The sequence below is a fragment of the Kingella pumchi genome, assembly GCF_022288825.1.
Classification (GTDB): domain Bacteria; phylum Pseudomonadota; class Gammaproteobacteria; order Burkholderiales; family Neisseriaceae; genus Kingella_D; species Kingella_D pumchi.
In genome coordinates, this window is record NZ_JAKOOW010000012.1 from 910 (window position 1) to 1,210 (window position 301).

Genomic DNA, 301 nt, shown 5'->3' on the forward strand with positions numbered 1-301 from the left:
TGCACAGAATGCTGGGATTGGCGGAAAAGTCAGCGTCGAATTTGAAGTTACCGATGATGGAAGAGGCAAAAATGCTGTAATTGTCAAAAGCAGCGGCAATGCAAGCTTGGATAATGCTGCATTGCGCGCTGCTAAGGGTGGCGTATATAAAAAAGGCAATTCAGAATGCTTTAAAACTACCTTTGAATTTGTCCCATATTAAAACTACTGAATCACATCCAAATCACTATTGTTGCCCTGCGTGAGACTGGGCAAGGATCGGCCGCCTAGCTGGGAAACCTGCGGGCGGCTTTGCTCTTGC

General features: G+C 46.5%; 1 protein-coding gene. It reads left to right on the plus strand.

Translation table 11 applies throughout. The features are described from left to right. A partial coding sequence (locus MB824_RS03440) for an energy transducer TonB (RefSeq protein ID WP_238745995.1) occupies positions 1 to 202 on the plus strand: 202 nt, incomplete at its 5' end. Positions 203 to 301 lie beyond the last annotated feature (99 nt).